Genomic DNA, 459 nt, shown 5'->3' with positions numbered 1-459 from the left:
AGACCAATTCAGCCCAAGTGTCGGCACAATGTATTTTCAAACCCTGCGTCTGCTATCACTTATGAACTTTAAAACGATGGCACTTGAATATTGTGATACCGAGGGAACGCTTGAAGCATACGCTGAAATTTTCAAAGTATTTGACCTGACTTCTGAACAAGTACAGAAGATCACTGGCTGCGATGAAGATTCCATCGAAGAAGTGTTGAACGACATCAACCCACTAATTTTCAAAGCTATTGGTTCGCACGATGAATATATTGATTTACATAACGTTATCAACGCTGCCTTGTACTACAAAGCAACCGTAGCAACGAAATGGTATCAGAAAGATACCCCATTCTATCGCGGTCAATCTGTCATTATGAACGCTATGGGACTGTTAGAAACTGTAAATAAAATCCGTCCTAACCCACTAAATCCAAATGACGTTAAAGGTATTGCCGCGCTAAAAGCTGC

Annotated in this window: 1 protein-coding gene; it reads left to right on the top strand. The window is 40.7% G+C overall.

What is annotated here, in order from left to right; translation table 11 throughout:
• Positions 1–28: 28 nt before the first annotated feature.
• A partial coding sequence (locus ABT58_RS23185; protein WP_047876784.1) for a hypothetical protein occupies positions 29–459 on the top strand: 431 nt, incomplete at its 3' end.

Source organism: Photobacterium aphoticum, assembly GCF_001029435.1.
GTDB classification, from domain to species: domain Bacteria; phylum Pseudomonadota; class Gammaproteobacteria; order Enterobacterales; family Vibrionaceae; genus Photobacterium; species Photobacterium aphoticum.
The sequence above is the reverse complement of the archived record's forward strand: the minus strand, read 5'-3'. Positions and strand labels throughout refer to the sequence as shown.